The 20561-nt window shown below is 44.0% G+C and carries 19 protein-coding genes; 17 read left to right on the top strand and 2 right to left on the bottom strand.

What is annotated here, in order from left to right; all coding sequences use genetic code 11:
• Nucleotides 1-68 precede the first annotated feature (68 nt).
• The 16 genes from D0T57_RS16085 to folD all read left to right on the top strand — a co-directional run bounded on the left by D0T57_RS16085 (nt 69) and on the right by folD (nt 17403).
• A complete protein-coding gene (locus tag D0T57_RS16085) occupies nt 69-1088 on the top strand; it encodes a tail fiber domain-containing protein (protein ID WP_163271969.1) in 1020 nt (339 codons plus the stop codon).
• A gap of 194 nt (nt 1089-1282) precedes the next feature.
• Nucleotides 1283-2653, top strand: coding sequence for an MATE family efflux transporter (locus tag D0T57_RS06210; RefSeq protein WP_163271967.1), 1371 nt, complete (start codon nt 1283-1285; stop codon nt 2651-2653).
• Nucleotides 2654-2656: 3 nt separating this feature from the next.
• The gene (locus D0T57_RS06205; RefSeq protein ID WP_163271966.1) at nt 2657-4084 is read left to right on the top strand and encodes a TldD/PmbA family protein; all 1428 of its coding nucleotides are present in this window, start codon (nt 2657-2659) and stop codon (nt 4082-4084) included.
• A gap of 30 nt (nt 4085-4114) precedes the next feature.
• Nucleotides 4115-4750, top strand: coding sequence for a YiiX/YebB-like N1pC/P60 family cysteine hydrolase (locus D0T57_RS06200; protein WP_163271964.1), 636 nt, complete (start codon nt 4115-4117; stop codon nt 4748-4750).
• A gap of 12 nt (nt 4751-4762) precedes the next feature.
• Nucleotides 4763-5251: a DUF4878 domain-containing protein gene (locus D0T57_RS06195; RefSeq protein ID WP_163271962.1), complete on the top strand. Its 489-nt coding sequence runs from the start codon at nt 4763-4765 to the stop codon at nt 5249-5251.
• Nucleotides 5252-5396: 145 nt separating this feature from the next.
• Nucleotides 5397-5870 carry a phosphatidylglycerophosphatase A gene (locus tag D0T57_RS06190; RefSeq protein WP_163271960.1) on the top strand — a complete coding sequence of 158 codons (474 nt, stop codon included), beginning with the start codon at nt 5397-5399 and terminating at the stop codon, nt 5868-5870.
• Nucleotides 5855-6424 carry a GtrA family protein gene (locus D0T57_RS06185; RefSeq protein WP_163271958.1) on the top strand — a complete coding sequence of 190 codons (570 nt, stop codon included), beginning with the start codon at nt 5855-5857 and terminating at the stop codon, nt 6422-6424. Before D0T57_RS06190 ends, D0T57_RS06185 begins: the two co-directional genes overlap by 16 nt.
• A gap of 35 nt (nt 6425-6459) precedes the next feature.
• Nucleotides 6460-7173 (top strand): CDP-alcohol phosphatidyltransferase family protein, encoded by a 714-nt coding sequence (locus D0T57_RS06180; RefSeq protein WP_163271956.1) that lies wholly within the window; start codon nt 6460-6462, stop codon nt 7171-7173.
• A complete protein-coding gene (locus D0T57_RS06175; RefSeq protein ID WP_163271954.1) occupies nt 7174-8109 on the top strand; it encodes a phosphatase PAP2 family protein in 936 nt (311 codons plus the stop codon).
• A 50-nt stretch (nt 8110-8159) separates the two neighbouring features.
• On the top strand, nt 8160-8984 hold the full coding sequence (locus D0T57_RS06170) for a lysophospholipid acyltransferase family protein (RefSeq protein ID WP_163271952.1): 825 nt from the start codon (nt 8160-8162) through the stop codon (nt 8982-8984).
• A gap of 670 nt (nt 8985-9654) precedes the next feature.
• Nucleotides 9655-10947, top strand: coding sequence for a tyrosine--tRNA ligase (tyrS, locus tag D0T57_RS06165; protein ID WP_163271950.1), 1293 nt, complete (start codon nt 9655-9657; stop codon nt 10945-10947).
• Between the two features lie 415 nt (nt 10948-11362).
• Complete coding sequence (locus D0T57_RS06160) at nt 11363-13201, top strand: ABC transporter ATP-binding protein (protein WP_163271948.1); 1839 nt, start codon at nt 11363-11365, stop codon at nt 13199-13201.
• Between the two features lie 28 nt (nt 13202-13229).
• Nucleotides 13230-14528: an O-acetylhomoserine aminocarboxypropyltransferase/cysteine synthase family protein gene (locus tag D0T57_RS06155; RefSeq protein ID WP_163271946.1), complete on the top strand. Its 1299-nt coding sequence runs from the start codon at nt 13230-13232 to the stop codon at nt 14526-14528.
• A gap of 52 nt (nt 14529-14580) precedes the next feature.
• On the top strand, nt 14581-15342 hold the full coding sequence (gene trmB / locus D0T57_RS06150) for a tRNA (guanosine(46)-N7)-methyltransferase TrmB (RefSeq protein ID WP_163271944.1): 762 nt from the start codon (nt 14581-14583) through the stop codon (nt 15340-15342).
• A complete protein-coding gene (locus D0T57_RS06145; protein WP_163271943.1) occupies nt 15335-16447 on the top strand; it encodes an Mrp/NBP35 family ATP-binding protein in 1113 nt (370 codons plus the stop codon). The genes trmB and D0T57_RS06145 overlap by 8 nt, the downstream gene beginning before the upstream one ends.
• Before the next feature lie 71 nt (nt 16448-16518).
• The gene (gene folD / locus D0T57_RS06140; RefSeq protein ID WP_163271941.1) at nt 16519-17403 is read left to right on the top strand and encodes a bifunctional methylenetetrahydrofolate dehydrogenase/methenyltetrahydrofolate cyclohydrolase FolD; all 885 of its coding nucleotides are present in this window, start codon (nt 16519-16521) and stop codon (nt 17401-17403) included.
• Here the strand turns inward: folD and D0T57_RS06135 are convergent.
• Together D0T57_RS06135 and D0T57_RS06130 are read right to left on the bottom strand one after the other, a co-directional pair.
• Nucleotides 17393-18352 (bottom strand): helix-turn-helix domain-containing protein, encoded by a 960-nt coding sequence (locus D0T57_RS06135; RefSeq protein WP_163271939.1) that lies wholly within the window; start codon nt 18350-18352, stop codon nt 17393-17395. The two genes, folD and D0T57_RS06135, sit on opposite strands and share 11 nt — an antisense overlap.
• Before the next feature lie 159 nt (nt 18353-18511).
• Complete coding sequence (locus D0T57_RS06130; protein ID WP_163271937.1) at nt 18512-19141, bottom strand: biopolymer transporter ExbD; 630 nt, start codon at nt 19139-19141, stop codon at nt 18512-18514.
• Between the two features lie 202 nt (nt 19142-19343).
• On the opposite strand from D0T57_RS06130, the gene D0T57_RS06125 reads away from it, so the two are divergent.
• Entirely contained in the window at nt 19344-20489 is a 1146-nt protein-coding gene (locus D0T57_RS06125) for an LTA synthase family protein (RefSeq protein ID WP_255490518.1), read from the top strand.
• The last annotated feature ends 72 nt before the right edge of the window (nt 20490-20561 follow it).

Genomic DNA, 20561 nt, shown 5'->3' with positions numbered 1-20561 from the left:
CCAATGCAACTACTGCCAGTTTTCTTGGGCCAACATCGAATGTTCCGTTAAAGTTTAAATCGAGAAATGTGGCTTCCGGCAGATTGGAATCCGGTTCTACAAGTTATGGATATGGCGCTTATGATGCTGGTGGCAACAATAGCATAACAGCAATAGGAGTAAATGCCCTAGCCAAGATTAGTAATGGTAGTGGTAATACCGCTATTGGAGATAATGCTACGGCAACATTAGCGTCGGGGGCGGGAAATACTGCAATAGGTGCAGGGTCAATGAAAGTGAGCACCACTGCATCGAATAATACAGCTATAGGTAACGAAGCTTTGTATGGTGTAACGGGGACAAGTAATACAGCAATCGGATATGCTGCTGCTACGAGGTTGGAGAGTGGAAGTCACAATGTATTTATAGGAAAAAGTGCAGGGTCAATGATGACTAGCGGAGATCATAATGCTGCTATTGGAGCTAATGCATTATCATCGCTGGCCACCGGAAGTTATAATGTTGGCATAGGAATAAGTGCGGGGACGAATATAACCAAAGGTAATAATAACATTTTTATTGGGTATAACGCCGGAACTGGTGCGAAAGAGCAATCCAACAAGCTTTATATTGGCTCATTCATTAATGATGGAACTTATTATATTGTAGGAAGCAAGTCTGCGCAAAGTAATATGGCTGTTGCAATAAATACTACTGCTACTCAATCTTCATATAATTTCTATGTCAATGGAAAAGCCGGAGGGACAACCGCATGGACTCAGAGCTCTGACAGAAGGCTAAAGAAGGCTATTAAAGACTTAGAATATGGGCTAAAACAAGTGATGCAACTAAAACCCGTAAGTTTTACTATGAAAAAGTCGGAAGAAAAGAGAATCGGATTTATAGCACAGGAGGTTAAGCCTATTATACCCGAGGTAGTGTCCGGCGCCGAAGGTGACATAGAGAAGGGCGAGACACTGGGTATAACTTATAGCGAACTCACAGCCGTACTCACCAAAGCCATACAAGAGCAACAGGCACAGATAGAAGAGCAGCAAAAACTGATAGAAAAGCTTGAGAAACGAATAGAAGAACTGGAAAAGAAGTAGACAAGCTACCCTATTTCCTCAATCTATAACGGAAATCCGGGCTGCCCGTTTGTTTGGCAGCCCGGATTTTTTTCATGCGTTTATCCTGATTAAAAAAACTGTAATATGTACCTGTCATAAATATGTTTTGTACCTTTGCACTTCAAAAAAAGATGGGAGGAGACACTCCTTAACGATATAAGAGAGATACTAAGATGCTGAAAACTGCAAACATCGATGAATTAGAAAACAAGAAGATAAACAAGCTACTCTGGCAATATGCCCTGCCTGCCATCGTGGGCACGATGGTAAACGCCCTCTACAATATTATCGACCGCATATACATAGGCCACGGCCCCAATCTGGGCGACCATGCCATTGGCGGATTGGGTATCGTATTGCCTATAATGAACCTCACGGCGGCGGTGGGTATGCTCGTAGGAGCAGGGTCGGCGAGCCGCATATCCATTTGCCTGGGGCGTGGCGATAAGGAGACGGCCGAAAAGATAATCGGCAACTCGTTCCTGATGACCATCATCTTCACCGGCACGCTGGTCACCCTCCTGTTTATATTCCTCGACCCCATACTGATGCAGATAGGGGCAACGGAAGAGACATTTCCCTACGCCAAAGAGTTTATGACCTACCTGCTTCCCGGAAACATATTCCTCACCATGTGCTTCAATTTCAACAGCATGATGCGCGCATCGGGCTACCCCACCAAAGCCATGTACACGATGCTCATCGGCGTTGTTGCCAATATCATAATCGCCCCGATATTCATCTTCGTACTCGAATGGGGGATAAAAGGAGCTGCCATCGCCACCATCATATCCATGTTTATAGGGTTGTGCTTCGTAATGCACCACTTTATGAACCAAAACAGCATGTTGCGGCTGAGGAAAAAGAATATCGGGTTCAATCCCAAAATAGTATGGACAATAGCCAGCATCGGCTTGTCGCCATTCTTCATACAGGTAGCTGCATCTGCCGTAGCCTTCCTTATCAATTCGAGGCTCAAAATCTTCGGGGGCAATGTCGCCATCGAAGCCTATGCCATATCCAACACTCTGGTGATGATTATCATTATGATAATGGTAGGGCTCACACAAGGCATGCAACCCATAGTGGGCTACAACTACGGGGCAAAGAAAATAGAACGCGTGAAGGAAACCCTCAATTACACCATCAAGATGGGGATTATAATAGGGTGCGCAGGCCTCGCCGTGAGTTTGCTCTTGCCCGACCTCATAGTAAAACCATTCAACCCGTCGCCGCCATTGGCAGCCGAATCGGCAAAAGCACTCAGGATAGTGACGCTGATGTTGCCGCTAGTCGGCTTCCAGATAGTTGTCACCAACTTCTTCCAGTGTATAGGTATGGCCAGCAAATCCATATTCCTGAGCCTTACACGCCAGGTATTATTGCTGATACCGGCATTGTTTATCCTGCCGGGCATATTTGGGCTCGATGGGGTATGGTACTCCCTGCCTGTTGCCGACTTCCTTGCAACGGTGCTCACAGCCGCCATGTTTATCTGGCAGATCAGATTATTCGATAAAATGGACACACTACAAACATCCTGATTTATGAATTATAAAAACAGACAATTTATGTTGGAACACTTTGCCATAACCGAAAACGACCTGCTGAAAGTCATGGCCGAAGCCCTGAGCAAAGGCGGCGATTATGCCGATATATTTTTCGAGCATACCTATAGCAATGGCATAGGGCTGCGCGACGGCGAAGTTAACCGCACATCGTCTAACATCGACTACGGTGCGGGAGTCAGGGTAGTTGCCGGCGATCAAACGGGTTATGCCTATGTGGAAAATACCGACCTGAAAGAATTGCTCAAAGCTGCGCGCACTGCTGCCAGTATTGCCTCTGTTTCGTCGAAAATAGAAAATCCGGTTCAGGTAACCGAAACCCATTTCAAGAACTATTATAAAATAGAACGCCCGTGGCTCGATGTATCGGTTGCCGACAAAAAAACATTTGTGCAGAAACTGAACGACCGCATTTTCTCTCTCGACAGCCGTGTGGTAAAAGCATCGGTCAACCTGAGCGATTCCACTTCATACATCCTGTTCTTCAATTCCGAAGGCACTCTGGCATGGGACTACCGCCCGATGGCAGTAATGTCGGGGTCGTGCACGATGGAAGAAAACGGCAAACTCGAAAACGGTTATTCTTCCCGAGCCTACCGCAAGGGGTTCGAGTTTTTGACCGATGAAATGATAGAGACAATAGCAAAAGAAGCTGTAGAGCAAACCGCGCTGATGTTCGAAGCCGCGAAGCCTAAAGGCGGCGAAATGCCTGTGGTAATGGGGGCGGGAAGCTCGGGCATACTACTCCACGAAGCCATCGGGCATACTTTCGAGGCGGACTTCAATAGGAAAAAGACTTCGATATTTTCCGACCAGCTCGGCAAACAAATATGCTCGCCAAATATAAACGTGGTAGACGACGGTACTCTCGAATTTGCCCGTGGCGCAACCAATTTCGACGACGAAGGTATCGACAGTCAAAAGACATACATCGTAAAAGATGGAGTGCTCGAAAGCTATCTTCACGACCGCATCAGTGCAAAATATTACAATGTAAAACCTACGGGGAATGGCCGCCGCCAATCGTTCCGTTTCGCTCCTATCCCGCGTATGCGCGTTACTTATATGGAAAACGGGAACATACCCGAAGAGGATATTATAGCATCTGTTAAGCAAGGGGTGTATGTAGACAATTTTACCAACGGGCAGGTACAGATAGGCGCCGGAGATTTCACCTTCTTCGTGAAAACCGGATACCTTATCGAAAACGGCAAACTCACCCAGCCGATAAAGGACATCAACATCATTGGCAACGGTGCTAAAGCCCTAGCCGACATCACAATGGTGGGCAACAACCTCAAGATAGACGAAGGTGCATGGACATGCGGCAAAGACGGACAGGGAATGCCTGTAGGGCAAGGATTGCCATCTGTGCTGGTGAGCAAGCTGACTGTGGGAGGAGAATAGGCGTATATATCTGACTAAAATGCAGGGTATATGAAGTTGCGTTGTAGCCTATTATCACACAATTATTTTACACGCATATACTATGTGTTGCTATTTTTTCTTATCTTCACATCATGTTGCAAAAACAGTAATGGTTTCAACGCGGAGGAGGTAGAAAGGTTAGTCAACGAAGGCGATATCGCATTCCGCAGAGGGCATAGCGCAGAGTCGAGGGCAGTGCTTCATTTCGATAGCCTTGGGCTATATTCCCATATCGGGATTGTCGTTTTAGCCGATTCCGTTTACAAGATAATCCATTGTGTACCCGGAGAAAGTCCGGGCGACAGTATTAGGATGGACAATATCGGGGAGTTTTTCGCCGAGGACAGAGCCGGTGCAGGAGCTATTGCAAGATTGCCGAACCGGGCAGGACATGCATTTCTTGCTGCACGGTACGCACACTCGAAATACAGGGAAGTCATTCTGTTCGATCACGATTACGACCTCGACGACACCACCCGGATGTATTGCTCCGAGCTGGTCTGGAAAGCCTACCTGCATACAGGGATAGACATAACCGCCCGAAGCCGTACTATAGTAGAAGGAGTGCCCCTCATGTCGGGTACATATATCATGCCTTCCGACATATATGCAAATAAAGAATTAAATATAATTTACCAATTTTAAATGCCTATTATTATGAAAAAGACATTGACAATCAGTTTATCAATCACGTTCCTAGTACTGTCGTTTATCTCTTGTGGCAACAAAAGCAAATCGGGCGAAACAGAAAATTCCGAACAGGAAGCAGCTATCGTTGAAGAAGTAAAAAAAGACCATCCTGTAATTGCGATGGAAAAGTCGATAATGGACTTAATCGTTGACAAAAAATACAGGGAATCGTACGACCTGATGATAGAAAACGGCGACCTTACCGGCAGCGACAAAGAAATGATGAAGCAACAGGCATCGGCTTTTGCCCAAAAGATAGAGCAAAAATTCAGCAAGAACGGAGGCGTTAAAGAATATGCTATCGAAGACATTGATATAGCTGACGATGCTACTAAAGTAAACCTAAAAGTGAATGTTACCTACAACAATGGCAAGACTTCGACCGAAAAGCCTCAATACATAAAAAAAGGCGACGACTGGAAACGCGCAGTGGTTGTAGATAATAAAAAACGCTAAATACTTATATTTACAAAAAAGGCATTCCATATAAAATACGCTTAATTTCAACGACCATTTTTCCTTATCCGTCGATTAATATATTGAGCTTCTTTGATATGAATGCTTTTTTTGATAACTTCGCGGTGTTTTTCGGCATTAATAGATGAAACTAAACAAACTTATCCATGTAATAATCGCATCCGGTTTCGGTTCGGGGTTTTCCCCATTCGCACCGGGGACGGCAGGTGCGGCGTTGGCTACCCTTATATGGATTGGTTTGGCTTTTTTAGTTTCACCAATGGCTTTGGTGCTGATTACCACCGGGCTGATAGTGCTGTTTACCGTGCTTGGCATCTGGTCGGCAAACGCTTTGCAACCCGAATGGGGAGAAGACCCTTCGCGTGTGGTAGTCGACGAGATGGTTGGGGTATGGATACCCCTGCTTGCTGTAGATGCAGGCCATCTTTATTATGCCATAGCAGCATTTGCCCTTTTCCGTCTTTTCGACATATTCAAGCCTTTGGGCATCCGTAAGATGGAAAGCCTCAAAGGTGGTGTGGGTGTAATGATGGACGACATTCTGGCGGGAGTGTACAGTTTACTAATTTTATTGGGGGTAAGATGTTTAATTGGGTAAAGAAGATAGCAAAAACCATCTCCGAAAAGGGCGGGATATTTATGTTCCTGCGAGCCCAGTTTTCGTCACAGATATCAAGCTTGGCCGACTATGCAGTCAGCCTTACATTGGTAAACGCTTTCGGGCTTTATTTCGGTTATGCCACTTTTTTTGGCAATGTAACAGGGGGTATCGTCAACTGCATTGTCAACTATAAATGGACATTCAAGGCGCAAGGCAGCAAGATAAAGCATGTAGCCGTAAAATACCTGATGGTATGGCTGGTAAACCTGTTTCTTAATACGCAGGGAACAGTCTTGGTTACCACCCTTGTAACCAGATGGATAGACCCGGATAATTTTCCGGAAGTGATTGCCAACAACGTATTCTTGATACCTAAAATAATAGTCTCGCTGATCGTTGGCTTTGTGTGGAATTACAATATGCAACGCCTGTTTGTTTACAGGGACAGGGATTATAAAAAGTATTTCAAGAAGCTAAAAGAAAAGCCCCAAAGAGAAGAGCAAGAACATTCGCTCTTCGATTCGAACGGAGAAAATAAGGATTCTATATAATACAATATAAATACAAGAAAGGGGATAGAAAGGAAATGAAATCCAGAGATATTGCTCAACAAATAATTTATAAAATTATCGACCCTCTTGTCCGCGGGATGATAAAAATAGGGATTACCCCTAACTTTATAACTGCTTCCGGACTGGTTTTAAATATTCTTGCCTGCTGCATACTTATCTTCGGCGCCACGCACGGCGATAGGGGCAACTTCTCGTATGTGGGATGGGGAGGGTTTATCATCCTGTTTGCCGGTCTATTCGATATGATGGACGGGCAGGTAGCCCGCATCGGCAAGATGAGCTCGCGCTACGGCGCGCTGTTCGATTCGGTTCTCGACCGATACAGCGAACTTATCGTCCTCTTCGGCATATGCTATTACCTTATCCTGCAAGGATATTTCTTTAGCTCCCTGTTTGCATTCATCGCTCTTATCGGCTCTATGATGGTAAGCTACGTGCGCGCAAGGGCTGAGGGCTTGGGTATAGAGTGCAAAGGCGGATTTATGCAACGCCCCGAACGTGTAGTAAGCATCGGCCTGGGTGCTATGCTTTGCGGCATATTCTACCACTTTATGGGCGATTATAAAGTATATATCGGCGCATTCAAATTCCCGGTATTCGAACCTGTACTCATATTTGTAATACCATTGGTCATCGTTGCCGTATTTGCCAACATTACAGCCGTTGGCCGTCTGATGCACTGCAAAAGGGTATTACAAGAAATGGATAAGAAAGATCACGAAAAATAAATGAAGTTCCAACTATCACTACCGTCTAAGAAAGAAAGTATTATTGTAGTAGGGATTACCGCCCTGATTATCACACTGACAGCTATATTTGTAGGATACCGTCCTGAACACAACCTAATGTTCGGGCTTTTTCTTGTATTGTTTTTTGCATCCAAATTTACACGCAAGCTGGCTGTTGCACTTATTCCGTTTATCGTCTTCGGGCTGTCGTACGACTGGATGAGGGTTTACCCCAACTATATGGTCAACCCCATAGACGTGAAAGACCTTTACGACCTCGAAAAAGCATGGTTCGGAATGAATGTAAACGGCCAAATACTTATTCCTTGCGAATACTTTGCAATAAATTACTCCACCGTATTCGACTTTTTTGCAGGCATATTCTACCTCTCGTGGGTACCCGTGCCTATCCTTTTCGGTGTTTACCTCTATTTTAAGAAACAACGTAAAATCTACCTGCAACTGGCACTGGTATTCCTGTTTGTCAACCTCATAGGCTTTGCAGGCTACTATATCCACCCGGCTGCGCCACCCTGGTATGCCATGATGTACGGCTTCGAACCGATACTCAACACGCCGGGCAATACGGCGGGGCTTGCACGCTTCGATGCCCTGCTCGGGGTTTCTATATTCGACTCCATATACGGGCGCAACGCCAATGTATTTGCTGCCGTGCCATCGCTGCACTCGGCATATATGGTTGTCGCACTGTTTTATGCCATCAAGAATAAATCGAGCTGGGTGATAATAACCATACTGACTATATTGATGTTCGGAATCTGGTTTACTGCCGTATATTCGTACCACCACTATATTATCGACGTGTTGCTCGGCATATCCTGCGCCCTGCTGGGGATAGCCATATTCGAACTTATATTGCTGAAGATGGGCTGGTTTAAGTCGTTTTTCAACAAATACTACGAATATATAAAATAGACAGACAGGCAGAATTATTATCTTTGTGTACGATTTTCCAACGATTGCTTATGAAAGACAAGCTTATAAGTAAAGAAATGATACAAGGCATCCACCCTGTTTTCAGGGGACGCTTTGGCAACCTTCTTACAAAAATAGTATTCAAGGTAGGCGGGCTGAATAAGGTAAACGATATTTACGACGGCTCGAAACAATATACCGGACTGAAGTTTGTAGACGACATGCTCGACAAACTCGGCATCATCCGCAAATACGAAAATTACGAAGTACTCGACCGCTTCCCCGAAGGCGCATTTATCACCGTATCGAACCACCCATACGGGCATGTAGATGGTATTATCGCCATCAGTGCAGTGGGCAACAAGCGCAAAGATTACAAGGTGATGGTGAACTGGATGCTGAGCCAGATAGACACAATGGAGGAACATTTCATAGGTGTAAACCCGTACTCGAAGGACAATAAGATGTCGGAGCTGAAATCGAGTTTCGGCGGGGTGAAGCAAAGCCTCGAACACCTCAGGGACGGGCATCCGCTTGGATTGTTTCCCGCCGGTGGTGTTTCTACAAACCACCTGACAAAGACCGAAGACCGCGAATGGCAGACCCCCGTGCTCAAGCTGATAAAGAAAGCCAAAGTGCCTGTTGTGCCGATGTATATATCGGGAACAAATTCGTGGATATACCGCACTCTCGGCTTCATTAGCTGGCGCATACGTACGGTAAGGCTGCTGCATGAGGTGAAAAATAAAAAAGGTAAAACAATCTATGTGCGTTTTGGTGAGCCTATCTCGGTAGAAGAACAGGCAAAATTCACTGATATTGAAGAGTTTGGAGAGTTTCTTAAAGCAAAAACTTATGCTATGAAAAAGAAATAAGGACAGATTGCCGGGACGGTAACCTGCCCCTCTACTCTAGGGCTAACACATGGTATTTATCTGGACTCAATTCTGAGTTTTGTAGGAACGATTTCCTCGTCACCGCTCTCTTCCCCTATCAGGCAGGAAAGCCATCTTTGTAATATGATTTGATTTAAAATACCGAAGGAATACTTTCGGTGCAAACCTTTTTACTTTTTATCCGGTTCAGGAATAAGCAATATTAATTATACCAATCAGTAGAAGAAAAGTTTATCTATATAGGCTTCCCTTTGCCCCGAAGTGGGGAATGGGCGAAGCCACGGCGAGGGGGTGAAAAAAGTAACAATGGAAAAGTGATAAAAAGGTGTTACAAGTGTTACTTTTTAGAGATACAAGATACCAGTAGGCGAGTAGACGAGTTGGGTGCTGATAAAATATGAAACTTGAGTGTTACTTTTTAGAGATACAAGATACCAGTAGGCGAGTAGACGAGTTGGGTGCTGATAAAATATGAAACTTGTATCTCGTATCTTGTTTACTCGTATCTAAAGATATTGTTAACTAAAAAAACGTGTTACTTTTTATCCTCTGTCCTATTAATAAAACACGTAAGATTTTTTCTTTACAAAAAAGGTCGTACTTTTGCACACTAACTGTTTAAATTACGTAGTATTAATAAACTAATTCGATGAATTTTGTTGAAGAACTAAGATGGAGAGGCATGATACAAGAAATCATGCCGGGTACGGAAGAACAACTGCAAAAGGAATTGACTTCGGGCTATGTGGGCATCGACCCTACAGCCGACTCGTTGCACATCGGCCACTTGGTGAGTGTGATGATATTGAAGCATTTCCAGCGTGCAGGACATCGTCCGATAGCCCTCGTAGGTGGAGCGACAGGAATGATAGGCGACCCCTCGATGAAGTCGGCCGAACGCAACCTGCTCGATGAGGCAACCCTCCGCCACAATCAGGAGTCGATAAAAAAGCAACTTGCTAAATTTCTCGACTTCGAGTCTGACAAACCAAATGCAGCTGTGTTAGTAAACAACTACGACTGGATGAAGGACTTTTCGTTCCTTAGCTTCATACGCGATGTGGGCAAACACATCACCGTAAACTATATGATGGCAAAGGAATCGGTAAAGAAACGCCTGAGTGGCGAAGCTTCGGAAGGCATGTCGTTTACTGAGTTTTCGTACCAGCTGATGCAGGCTTACGACTACCTCCACCTTTACGAGTCGATGGGTGTGCGCATACAAATGGGAGGCTCTGACCAGTGGGGAAACATTACCACCGGTACCGAGTTGATACGCCGCCGTACAGGAGGCGAAGCATTCGCACTTGTTTGCCCGTTGATAAAAAAAGCCGACGGAACTAAATTCGGTAAGACCGAATCGGGCAATGTATGGCTCGAACGAAAATATACCTCGCCTTACAAGTTCTACCAGTTTTGGCTGAATGTAAGCGATGAAGATGCAGAGAAGTATATCAAGATATTTACAGCCCTCAGCCGCGAAGAAATAGAGGCTTTGGTTGCCGAGCAAAAGGCTGCGCCGCATATGCGTCCGTTGCAAAAACGTTTGGCAAAGGAAGTGACGGTGATGGTTCACTCCGAAGAAGACTACGAGCAGGCAGTAGAGGCTTCGAATATATTGTTTGGCAATGCTACTGCCGATGCTTTGAAGAAACTGGATGAGGAAACCTTCCTGCAAGTGTTCGAAGGCGTGCCTACATTCGAGATTTCGAAAGACGAACTTTCGGCAGGCATCAAGGCTGTAGACCTTCTGACTGAGAAAGCAGCCGTTTTTCCGTCGAAGGGCGAGATGCGCAAGACTGCACAGGCGGGAGGCGTGATGCTGAATAAAGAAAAGCTTGCTAGCTTCGACCAGGAAATCAATTCCGATTATCTGGTTGCCGGCAAGTACATCATAGCGCAGAAGGGCAAGAAGAATTACTTCCTGCTGATAGCTAAATAAAGACCGGGGAGGTGCCTTCGCTAAGGCGCCTCTTCTTTTCTTCGCTTGTTTGTCTCTTACAAACGGGTTGTCTGTCGATAGAAATAACCGTTTTGTCGATTTTTGTTGTGTTTATTCTGATTAGGCCTTAACATTGCAGTGTCAGAAGATACTAAACATGTTATTTACAACAACAAATATAGTTACCACAGTAGGTTCGGTTTCCGGACTCGGAGGCCGTTCCTGAAAATTCGATTTTAGAGATCAATCGGCGCAAGGTTGGCTGGGAAGTCGGCTTTGCGTATTTTATTTGTGGCTGTTTCGCTTTAAAATATATAAAACTATTCCTTAACAGAAGAATTATAATTAACTTGCAGCCGTTTTTCCCGAGCCCTTTTCCTGAAAGGGTTGTTGTTTTCAAACTAAACATCTATTAATGAAAGATTTTATTGTATTGATAAAGCGGTTTGTGCCTCCGTATAAGAAGCAAGTTGTTTTAAACGTGTTTTTTAATATACTGAGTGCTATACTCAATGTCTTTTCGTTCATGTTTATTATCCCTATCTTGCAGATTTTATTCAAGATAGAAATTAATAACTACCAATACATGCCGATTGATACAAGCAGTCTTAGCAAAATGCTTGATTTCGGAGTCTTGAAAAACAATTTTTATTGGTATATAACCGACCTGACAGATAAATATTCGGCCAGTACGGCACTGCTTGTCCTTGGTTTGTTTTTTGTGTCGATGACCATTCTTAAAACCCTGACAGTCTACTTGAGTGGGCATTTTATAGTTTCTGTCCGTACCGGTGTTGTAAGGGATATCAGGAAGCAGATAAATGACAAAATACTCTCCCTCCCGCTTTCATTTATGTCGAACGAACGCAAAGGCGATATTATGGCACGTATGACAGGCGATGTGTCTGAGGTGGAAAATTCGGTAATGAGTTCTTTAGACATGGTGAGTAAGAATCCTATACTGATTGCTTTCTATCTGGGGACTATGCTGGTCACTAGTTGGCAATTGACCCTTTTTGTATTTATACTTCTGCCCATCGCCGGATATATTATGGGAAAAGTAGGTAAAAGCCTGAAACGAAAATCGGTAGAAGCACAAAATCAATGGGGTGGGCTGATGTCGCAGATAGAAGAAACATTGAGCGGGTTGCGTATAATAAAGGCATTCAATGCCGAAGATAAAATTGCAGGCCGTTTCGATAAGGCGAGCAATATATTTCGCGATATGTCGAACCGTATTGCCCGCCGGCAGATGATGGCTCATCCGGTAAGCGAGCTTTTGGGTTCTATCACCATCGTTATTATACTATGGTACGGAGGTTCGCTAATATTAGGCAATGATAGTATGATAGAAGCATCGACCTTTATTTTCTACCTTACTATCTTCTACCTTATCATCCAGCCGGCAAAAGACTTGTCGAAGTCTGTATACGCCATACAGAAGGGGATGGCTTCGGTAGAGCGGATCGATAAAATACTTAAAGCTGAAAATCCGATTAAAGATTCTCAAAATCCAAAAGAAATCACATTCAACAAGGAGATTGCTTACCGAAATGTAGAATTTAAATACGATACAGCCTGGGTTATAAAGAACGTCAGCCTGACTATACCAAAAGGCAAGACAATAGCCCTTGTAGGGCAATCGGGGTCGGGTAAATCTACAATGGCCGATCTTTTGCCCCGCTTTTACGATGTGAACAGTGGCGGCATATATATCGACGATGTGAATATAAAAGACGCTCGCGTACACGATGTGCGTACCTTGATGGGGAATGTAAATCAGGAAGCAATATTGTTTAACGATACATTCTTCAATAATATAGCCTTTGGCGTTGAGGGAGCAACAATGGAACAGGTGGTAGAGGCTGCGAAAATAGCCAATGCGCACGACTTTATCATTTCCACCGAAAAGGGATATGAAACCAATATAGGAGATAGAGGCAGCAAATTATCAGGAGGGCAACGCCAGCGCATAAGCATTGCACGGGCAATATTGAAGAATCCTCAAATACTGATTCTCGACGAAGCCACCTCGGCACTGGATACCGAATCGGAAAGACTGGTGCAAGACGCTCTCGAAAGGTTGATGAAAAACCGTACAACGCTTGTCATTGCCCACCGTCTGTCTACAATAAAGAATGCTGATGAAATATGCGTGATGCACGAAGGTGAAATTGTGGAACGGGGGCATCATACCGAATTGTATAATATGGATGGATACTACAGGAAGCTGTGCGATATGCAGCAATTCTAAATATATTTATCATTAAATACTTGCGACAGTGGAGAATAAGAAGCAAAATCCGGAAACAATATGTGTTCAGGCTGGCTGGACACCTAAAAAGGGAGAGCCTCGTGTGCTCCCTATATATCAAAGTACTACCTTCAAGTATGAAACAAGCGAGCAAATGGCCGACCTTTTCGACCTGAAAGCAAGCGGTTATTTTTACACACGGCTTCAAAACCCGACCAACGATGCCGTAGCTGATAAGATTTGCCAACTGGAGGGTGGGGTAGCAGCTATGCTTACCTCGTCGGGACAGGCTGCAACCTTCTATGCTATATTTAATATATGTTCGGCAGGCGATCACTTTGTGAGTGCGTCGGCTATCTATGGCGGTACTTTCAACCTGTTTGCCGTTACACTCAAAAAACTGGGTATAGAAGTAACCTTTGTCGATCAGGAAGCTTCGGAAGAAGAGATAGCCAAAGCTTTCCGTCCGAATACGAAAGCCCTGTTTGCCGAGTCTATTTCCAATCCGGCGATGAATGTACTCGACATCGAAAAGTTTGCACGTATTGCTCACTCTCAGGGTGTACCCTTGATTGTAGATAATACCTTCCCTACACCTATCAACTGCCATCCTTTCGATTGGGGAGCCGACATCATTATCCACTCTACTACCAAGTATATGGATGGGCATGCAACCAGTGTGGGAGGTGCCATTGTCGATAGCGGCAATTTCGATTGGGAAGCTTATGCAGATAAATATCCGGGGCTAACCGAGCCCGACGATTCGTATCATGGACTGACTTATACCAAAGCTTTCGGCAAACAAGCCTTTATTACAAAGGCGGTTGTGCAATTGATGCGTGATCTGGGGTCGATACAATCGCCTCAGAATGCTTTCCTGCTTAATCTGGGATTGGAAACCTTGCACCTGCGTATGCCGCGCCACTGCGAGAATGCGCAAAAGGTAGCAGAATATTTGCAATCGCGTCCCGAAATAGCATGGGTAAATTATCCACGCCTGGAAGGAAATAAATATTACGACAGGGCAAAAAAATATATGCCGGATGGTACTTGCGGAGTAATGACTTTCGGGCTGAAAGGTGGACGCGATGTGTCTGTCCGCTTCATGGATAGCCTGAAGCTTGTGGCAATAGTGACACACGTTGCCGATGCCCGTAGCTGTGTCTTGCATCCGGCAAGCCATACGCACAGGCAGCTGAGCGATGAGCAACTGGTTGCAGCTGGGGTGGCTCCCGACCTTATCCGCCTGTCGGTAGGGATAGAGAATGTGGACGATATAATTGCTGATATAGAGCAGGCACTTGTTCAGTTAACAGTCAATAGCTAACAATAAAACTTGTAACTGCCCGTAGGGCGAAGTAATTCGTAACTAACCTGATATGGGAAAAAATAAACTCGCCAAATTTGCAAACATGGAGGAATATCCCCATGTATTTCAATATCCTTTTGCCGTATTGCAGCAGAAAGGCTTTGAGATGAAGGGGCGGTGGAATGAGTTGTTCTTTAAGAATGATAATCCTATTGTTCTCGAACTTGGCTGTGGGAAAGGTGAATATACCGTAGGCCTGGCAAAACTTTTCCCCGAAAAGAACTTCATAGGCATAGACATCAAAGGGGCACGGATGTGGACAGGGGCAAAACAATCGTTTGAAGAAAAGCTGCCGAATGTAGCTTTCCTGCGTACTCATATCGAACTGATAACCCATTTTTTCGGACAAGGAGAAGTGTCGGAGATATGGATTACCTTCCCCGACCCGCAAATGAATAAGGTGAATAAGCGGATGACATCTACCCGTTTTATGAAGCTATACAGGCAGATATTGAAAGACGAGGGGCTTATCCATCTCAAGACCGACAGCAATTTTATGTTTACATATACCTGCGAAATGGTGAAAGCAAACTCTTTGCCTGTCTTATTCTCTACCGGCGACCTCTATCATTCCGATCTGGTAGACGATATACTCGGCATACAGACTTTCTACGAACAACAATGGATTGCTCGCGGTTTAAATATAAAATACATCAAGTTCGTGTGCCCCGAAAAAGATAATTGGGCAGAACCCGATGTGGAAATAGAGAAAGACCCGTACCGCAGTTATGGGCGAAGCAACGAACTAAATCAATCAACTAAAAATGGCTAATATATATCCCAAACTTATCCTCGATGCCCTGCGTAATGTACGCTATCCGGGCACAGGAAAAGATATTGTAGAAATGGGTATGGTATCTGACGATATCCATATCAACGGTATGAAAGTAAACCTTTCCATCCTGTTCGAGAAACCCAACGACCCGTTTATCAAGTCGGTAGTGAAAGCTGCCGAAACAGCGATACTCACCTATGCAGATCCCAATATTGAAATAAAAGGGAATATTGAGGCTAAAACAGTGCAGGCTGCTCCTGCGCAACCGGCAAAACTGTTGCCGCAAGTAAAGAATATCATTGCCGTATCTTCGGGCAAAGGCGGTGTAGGGAAGAGCACTGTTTCGGTAAATCTGGCTGTAGCATTGGCTAAAAAAGGCTACAGAGTGGGCTTGCTCGATGCCGATATATTCGGGCCTTCGCTTCCTAAGATGTTGGGAGAAGAAGAAGCCCGCCCGTACCTTGAGCCGGTAGACGGGAAAGAACTGATTGTACCAGTAGAGAAATATGGGGTAAAGATGCTATCGATCGGATTCTTTGTCAACAAGAATGATGCTATCGTATGGCGTGGCTCTATGGCCGGCAATGCCCTGAAACAATTGATAGGGGATGCCAACTGGGGCGAACTGGATTACTTCCTTATCGACTTCCCGCCGGGTACGAGCGATATACATCTCACTCTTGTGCAGACATTGGCAATAACAGGTGCAGTGGTGGTGAGTACGCCTCAACAAGTGGCGCTGGCCGATGCACGCAAGGGAATAAATATGTTTACCAACGATAAGGTAAATGTGCCGATATTGGGGCTGATAGAGAATATGGCATGGTTTACCCCTGCCGAATTGCCTGACAATAAGTATTATATTTTCGGGAAAGACGGGGCTAAGAACCTTGCAGAGGAAATGAATGTGCCATTGCTGGGACAAATACCTATCGTGCAAAGCATCTGCGAAGGCGGTGATAATGGTGTGCCTGTGGCTTTGAACGAAAATACGATTACCGGTATGGCATTCGACCATTTGGCTGACAACTTCATTGCTTCGGTAGATAAGCGTAACGCCGAACTTGCACCTACGCAGAAAGTAGATGTGCAGAATAAATAATAGTAAATTCAGAAATAGATATTGTGTTTTTATATTTGATTTGTATTCTATAAAACATTAAATAAGTCTTTATGCAACTGATTGACGGAAAAGCCATCTCGGCACAAATGAAAAAGGAAATAGCAGAAGAAGTAACCCGCATAAAAGCTGCCGGAGGAAAGACCCCTCATCTGGCTGCCGTACTGGTAGGGCACGATGGTGGTAGCGAAACCTATGTGGCAAGTAAAGTGCGTACTTGCGAAGAGGTGGGCTTTAAATCTTCCCTTATCCGTTTCGAAGATGATGTGACCGAGGCCGAGTTGCTGGCTTGTGTCGACCAATTGAATAAAGATGAAGATGTGGATGGCTTTATTGTCCAGTTGCCGTTGCCAAAACATATATCGGAGCAAAAGGTAATAGAGGCTATCGACTACCGTAAGGATGTAGACGGTTTCCATCCTGTCAATGTGGGGCGTATGTCTATCGGGCTTCCATGCTTTGTGTCAGCTACCCCGGCTGGCATATTAGAACTGTTGAAGCGTTACGAAATACCAACTCAGGGCAAACATTGTGTAGTTCTTGGCCGCAGCAATATAGTGGGTAAGCCTGTAGCCAACCTGATGATGCAGAAAGGCTATCCGGGAGATGCTACTGTAACCGTTTGCCATAGCCGTACACCTAATATAAAAGAGATATGCCAAAGTGCAGACATTATCATTGCGGCATTGGGCGTACCTGAGTTCCTGAAAGGCGACATGGTGAAAGACGGTGTTGTAGTCATTGATGTGGGTACTACTCGCGTGCCTTCTGCCGAAACAAAGTCGGGATTCCGCCTAAAGGGTGATGTGGCATTTGATGAGGTTGCGAAGAAAGCTTCTTTTATCACTCCCGTTCCGGGTGGGGTAGGGCCTATGACTATTATCTCGCTGATGCGGAACACTCTGTTGGCAGGAAAGAAAGAGATATTTACAGCATAGCATTCACATACTGTCGCTGATTGTGGAAAAACTCGTTCCGTAGCAGTTCGCCCGATACCGATATAAGCGAAGAGAAGCGTATAAGCGATTTTATCCATTGCTTATGCTGTCTGCAGATATCAGGATTGGTGCACGATAGGTGGTCTACACAATAGATGCCGACAGAAGAAGCCATAATGTCTGAGCATTCTATAAATGTATAGGTGCAATCGAAAGAAATATGGCATACATAAATATCCATCTTCTTCTTGTTGAAAGACAGGCCGGAAGAAGCGCATTTTTCGATGTCGTCGAGCAGGGAGAGCAGGTCTCGTTTTATCTCATCTACCTGTTTTTCGTCGATCATGCCTAGCGACTGGAAGTATTTTACCATCTCTATATAATCTACAAAGACCTTCTTGTCGAGTATAATAGTCGTATTATCTATCGAATGCATGGCAACAGCAAGTTTATGCTGCATATTGAACAAATCTTTGGATATCTCTATCTCTGTCAGTTCCTTCGGGGTCGATTGCAGGTATAGCTGGTAAAAGAGGATGTAGATATTTATCCGGGATAGCGAATCGTACTTGAAGAGAAACTCTTGAGGAATAACCCTATAGGCTCTTAATGCAGAGCAATTTTCATCTCTCCGCATACAGTCCGTTGCTCCTAATATCTGGCTGATCATTTTGTAGTATCCTTCTACCGGCCTATTGGAAAAGATGGTATTGACATGGAAAGAAAAGACATCGTCGGGGTTGGTTCCCATCAGTATATCCATAGACAGGTTGAGCCTCCGGCATATTAATGTTGCCTCTTCCAAGGTGAAAGGTATCTCTCCTCTCAACCTGCGGTATGCTGCTTCTTTTCCTATCGGGATGATGTCCATCAGCAGGCTGACAGTGTTCTTTTTGGGCGGAGTCTCCAGCTTTAGTATTCTGATTAATTCGTTATTGATGCAATTCATTTTCGTATATATTTAACAAATATAAGAATATCATTCTTATAATTATCAGAAATAGTCGCTATAATACAAAGTTACCATATGGGACAGGTGCTATCCCATATGGTAGTAAAATTACTTATTTCCTGTTAAATATAAAGCCTTAAGAAGAAAAACTTTCGTTTAGAAATCTGCCATTGCTGTTAGCGAACCTTTTGATATCAGGTTTTCCATCAGGAATTTATCGGCGTCTTCCATTTCTACTATGGCATATTTATCTACTCCGCAAATCTGCATTTCGTCTAATATGTCTACCAGATTTTTGTAGTTAGAATCTTTTGTAGGCTTGATCAATACATTGATACCATCTTTCGAACGATAAACATCTTTCAGTTGTTGTTTGAATTGTTCGTCCGAAATCTCCTTTTTATGGCGCATTCTTTTCAGCTCGCTTATCTTGTTGAAGTTTGCAGCGTTGCGGGTCAACAACATTTCCCTTACTCCTAGCGAAGTGGTTTCTTTCAGCGAAGTATAATCTTCATAATCAGGCAAGCCTTCATAGTAGTACATCTTATCATTTTCGCCAAGGATTACTGTGACCGATTTCGATCCGGTGATTTTATCCTTCTCTGTAGTATCTGCCGGCATAGCTATATCCATTACCTGAGGTATGCTAAGGGTGGTGCAAAACATGAAGAATGTTATCAGCAGCATGTTCATATCCACCATGGGGGTGAAGTCTACTCTTAATACTTTCCTTTGAGGTTTCCCTTTTTTGCCGTCGTTGCCGTTGTTTGTATCTATACTAGCCATGATATTAGTTTTTTATGGGTTAAACTTCTGTTTTTACTTAATAGAGGGTATTCAATTATAAAATCCATAAAATAGGTTCATTTTTTTTCAATAAACTTTATCTTTGTTATAGATCGTAAAGTTGTACGCCCAAATGAAACAGAGGATTTTCTTATTTCTTAGTATTTTTCTTTATTTTATTTTTGTCTTTTTTCTTCAGAAGTTGCTTTTTGTCTGGGCTAACGGAGAGGTGGGAGTGGGCGATATTTTCCGGGTTTTATATCACGGGTTGCCATTAGATATGTCGATGAGTGGATATCTTTCGGCCGTTCCGGCATTATTGCTTATTGCATCTTGTTGGCTAAAACCTAAGTTCCTTTCCTTATTTTTCAGTATATATTTTACCATCATCTTGCTATTGGTAGCCGTAACGGGGATTGCCGATATCATGCTTTATCCATTTTGGGGCTATCATTTCGATTCTTCGGTATTCCTTTACTTGAAGAACCCGCAAGGAGTATTTGCCAGCGCATCGGCTCGCGAAGCGGTTTTAGGCTTGGTAGGCTTTGTCGTTTTCTTTGCGTTGTCTTATCTTGGTTATAGGTTTCTTATTCGGATGCAGTTGTTGAGGCTGGAAGTGCCCAAGTCTATAATCAAAACAAATATAACTCTGGTGTTGCTCATGACTTTGCTGTTTTTGCCTATACGCGGAGGGATAACCGTTTCGACAATGAATGTGGGCAAGGCTTATTTCAGCGATGACAAATTTCTGAACCATGCGGCTGTCAATCCTCAGTTCAATCTGATGTATTCGCTTTCGAAGACAGAAGATTTCGGGTCGCAATACCAGTTTTTCGAAAAGGGAGAGGCTTCCCTTATTTTCGATAGTATTAATTTTCAGCCCGATTGCGATAGCATCCCTTTGTTGCTGACTACCGATAGGCCGAATATAATATTCTGTATTTTAGAAAGTTTTTCGGCCAATGTTGCATCCGATTCTATAGTGACGCCTAATATACACCGGTTAGCAAAAGAGGGAATTTCATTTCCTAATTTTTATGCGAATAGTTTCCGTACCGATAGAGGGCTTGTTTCCATCCTTAGCGGCTATCCGGCGCATCCTACAGTTGCTATTATGAAGTATCCTCAAAAGACACAAACCCTACCTTCTATACCTGCGCAGCTAAAGCGGAATGGTTATAAAAACTTGTCGTTCTATTATGGTGGCGATGTCGATTTTGCCAATATGCGTTCTTTTCTGATAGGCGCCTGTGGGATAAATGATATTGTTTCCGACAAAGATTTTCCATTGGTAAAACGCCTTACTAAATGGGGAGTGCCCGCACAGTACATGACAAAAATAGGATAAAAAGGGAAATAATTGACTGATAATAAGCCTGTTATTATTTTGAAAAGACCTTGATTTTTAGTATCTTAGAAA

The sequence above is a fragment of the Dysgonomonas sp. 511 genome, from assembly GCF_010501105.1.
GTDB lineage: Bacteria > Bacteroidota > Bacteroidia > Bacteroidales > Dysgonomonadaceae > Dysgonomonas.
Note: the sequence above shows the minus strand (reverse complement) of the source record. Positions and strands in the feature narration are given on the sequence as shown.

Coding starts and splice junctions, on each gene's coding strand:
- D0T57_RS06195 (WP_163271962.1), top strand. CDS start 4,763: ATGAAAAAGACATTGACAATCAGTTTATCAATCACGTTCCTAGTACTG.
- D0T57_RS06210 (WP_163271967.1), top strand. CDS start 1,283: ATGCTGAAAACTGCAAACATCGATGAATTAGAAAACAAGAAGATAAAC.
- D0T57_RS06145 (WP_163271943.1), top strand. CDS start 15,335: ATGGCTAATATATATCCCAAACTTATCCTCGATGCCCTGCGTAATGTA.
- trmB (WP_163271944.1), top strand. CDS start 14,581: ATGGGAAAAAATAAACTCGCCAAATTTGCAAACATGGAGGAATATCCC.
- tyrS (WP_163271950.1), top strand. CDS start 9,655: ATGAATTTTGTTGAAGAACTAAGATGGAGAGGCATGATACAAGAAATC.
- D0T57_RS06130 (WP_163271937.1), bottom strand. CDS start 19,141: ATGGCTAGTATAGATACAAACAACGGCAACGACGGCAAAAAAGGGAAA.
- D0T57_RS06135 (WP_163271939.1), bottom strand. CDS start 18,352: ATGAATTGCATCAATAACGAATTAATCAGAATACTAAAGCTGGAGACT.
- D0T57_RS06185 (WP_163271958.1), top strand. CDS start 5,855: ATGTTTAATTGGGTAAAGAAGATAGCAAAAACCATCTCCGAAAAGGGC.
- D0T57_RS06180 (WP_163271956.1), top strand. CDS start 6,460: ATGAAATCCAGAGATATTGCTCAACAAATAATTTATAAAATTATCGAC.
- D0T57_RS06175 (WP_163271954.1), top strand. CDS start 7,174: ATGAAGTTCCAACTATCACTACCGTCTAAGAAAGAAAGTATTATTGTA.
- D0T57_RS06205 (WP_163271966.1), top strand. CDS start 2,657: ATGAATTATAAAAACAGACAATTTATGTTGGAACACTTTGCCATAACC.
- folD (WP_163271941.1), top strand. CDS start 16,519: ATGCAACTGATTGACGGAAAAGCCATCTCGGCACAAATGAAAAAGGAA.
- D0T57_RS06160 (WP_163271948.1), top strand. CDS start 11,363: ATGAAAGATTTTATTGTATTGATAAAGCGGTTTGTGCCTCCGTATAAG.
- D0T57_RS06170 (WP_163271952.1), top strand. CDS start 8,160: ATGAAAGACAAGCTTATAAGTAAAGAAATGATACAAGGCATCCACCCT.
- D0T57_RS06190 (WP_163271960.1), top strand. CDS start 5,397: ATGAAACTAAACAAACTTATCCATGTAATAATCGCATCCGGTTTCGGT.
- D0T57_RS06200 (WP_163271964.1), top strand. CDS start 4,115: ATGAAGTTGCGTTGTAGCCTATTATCACACAATTATTTTACACGCATA.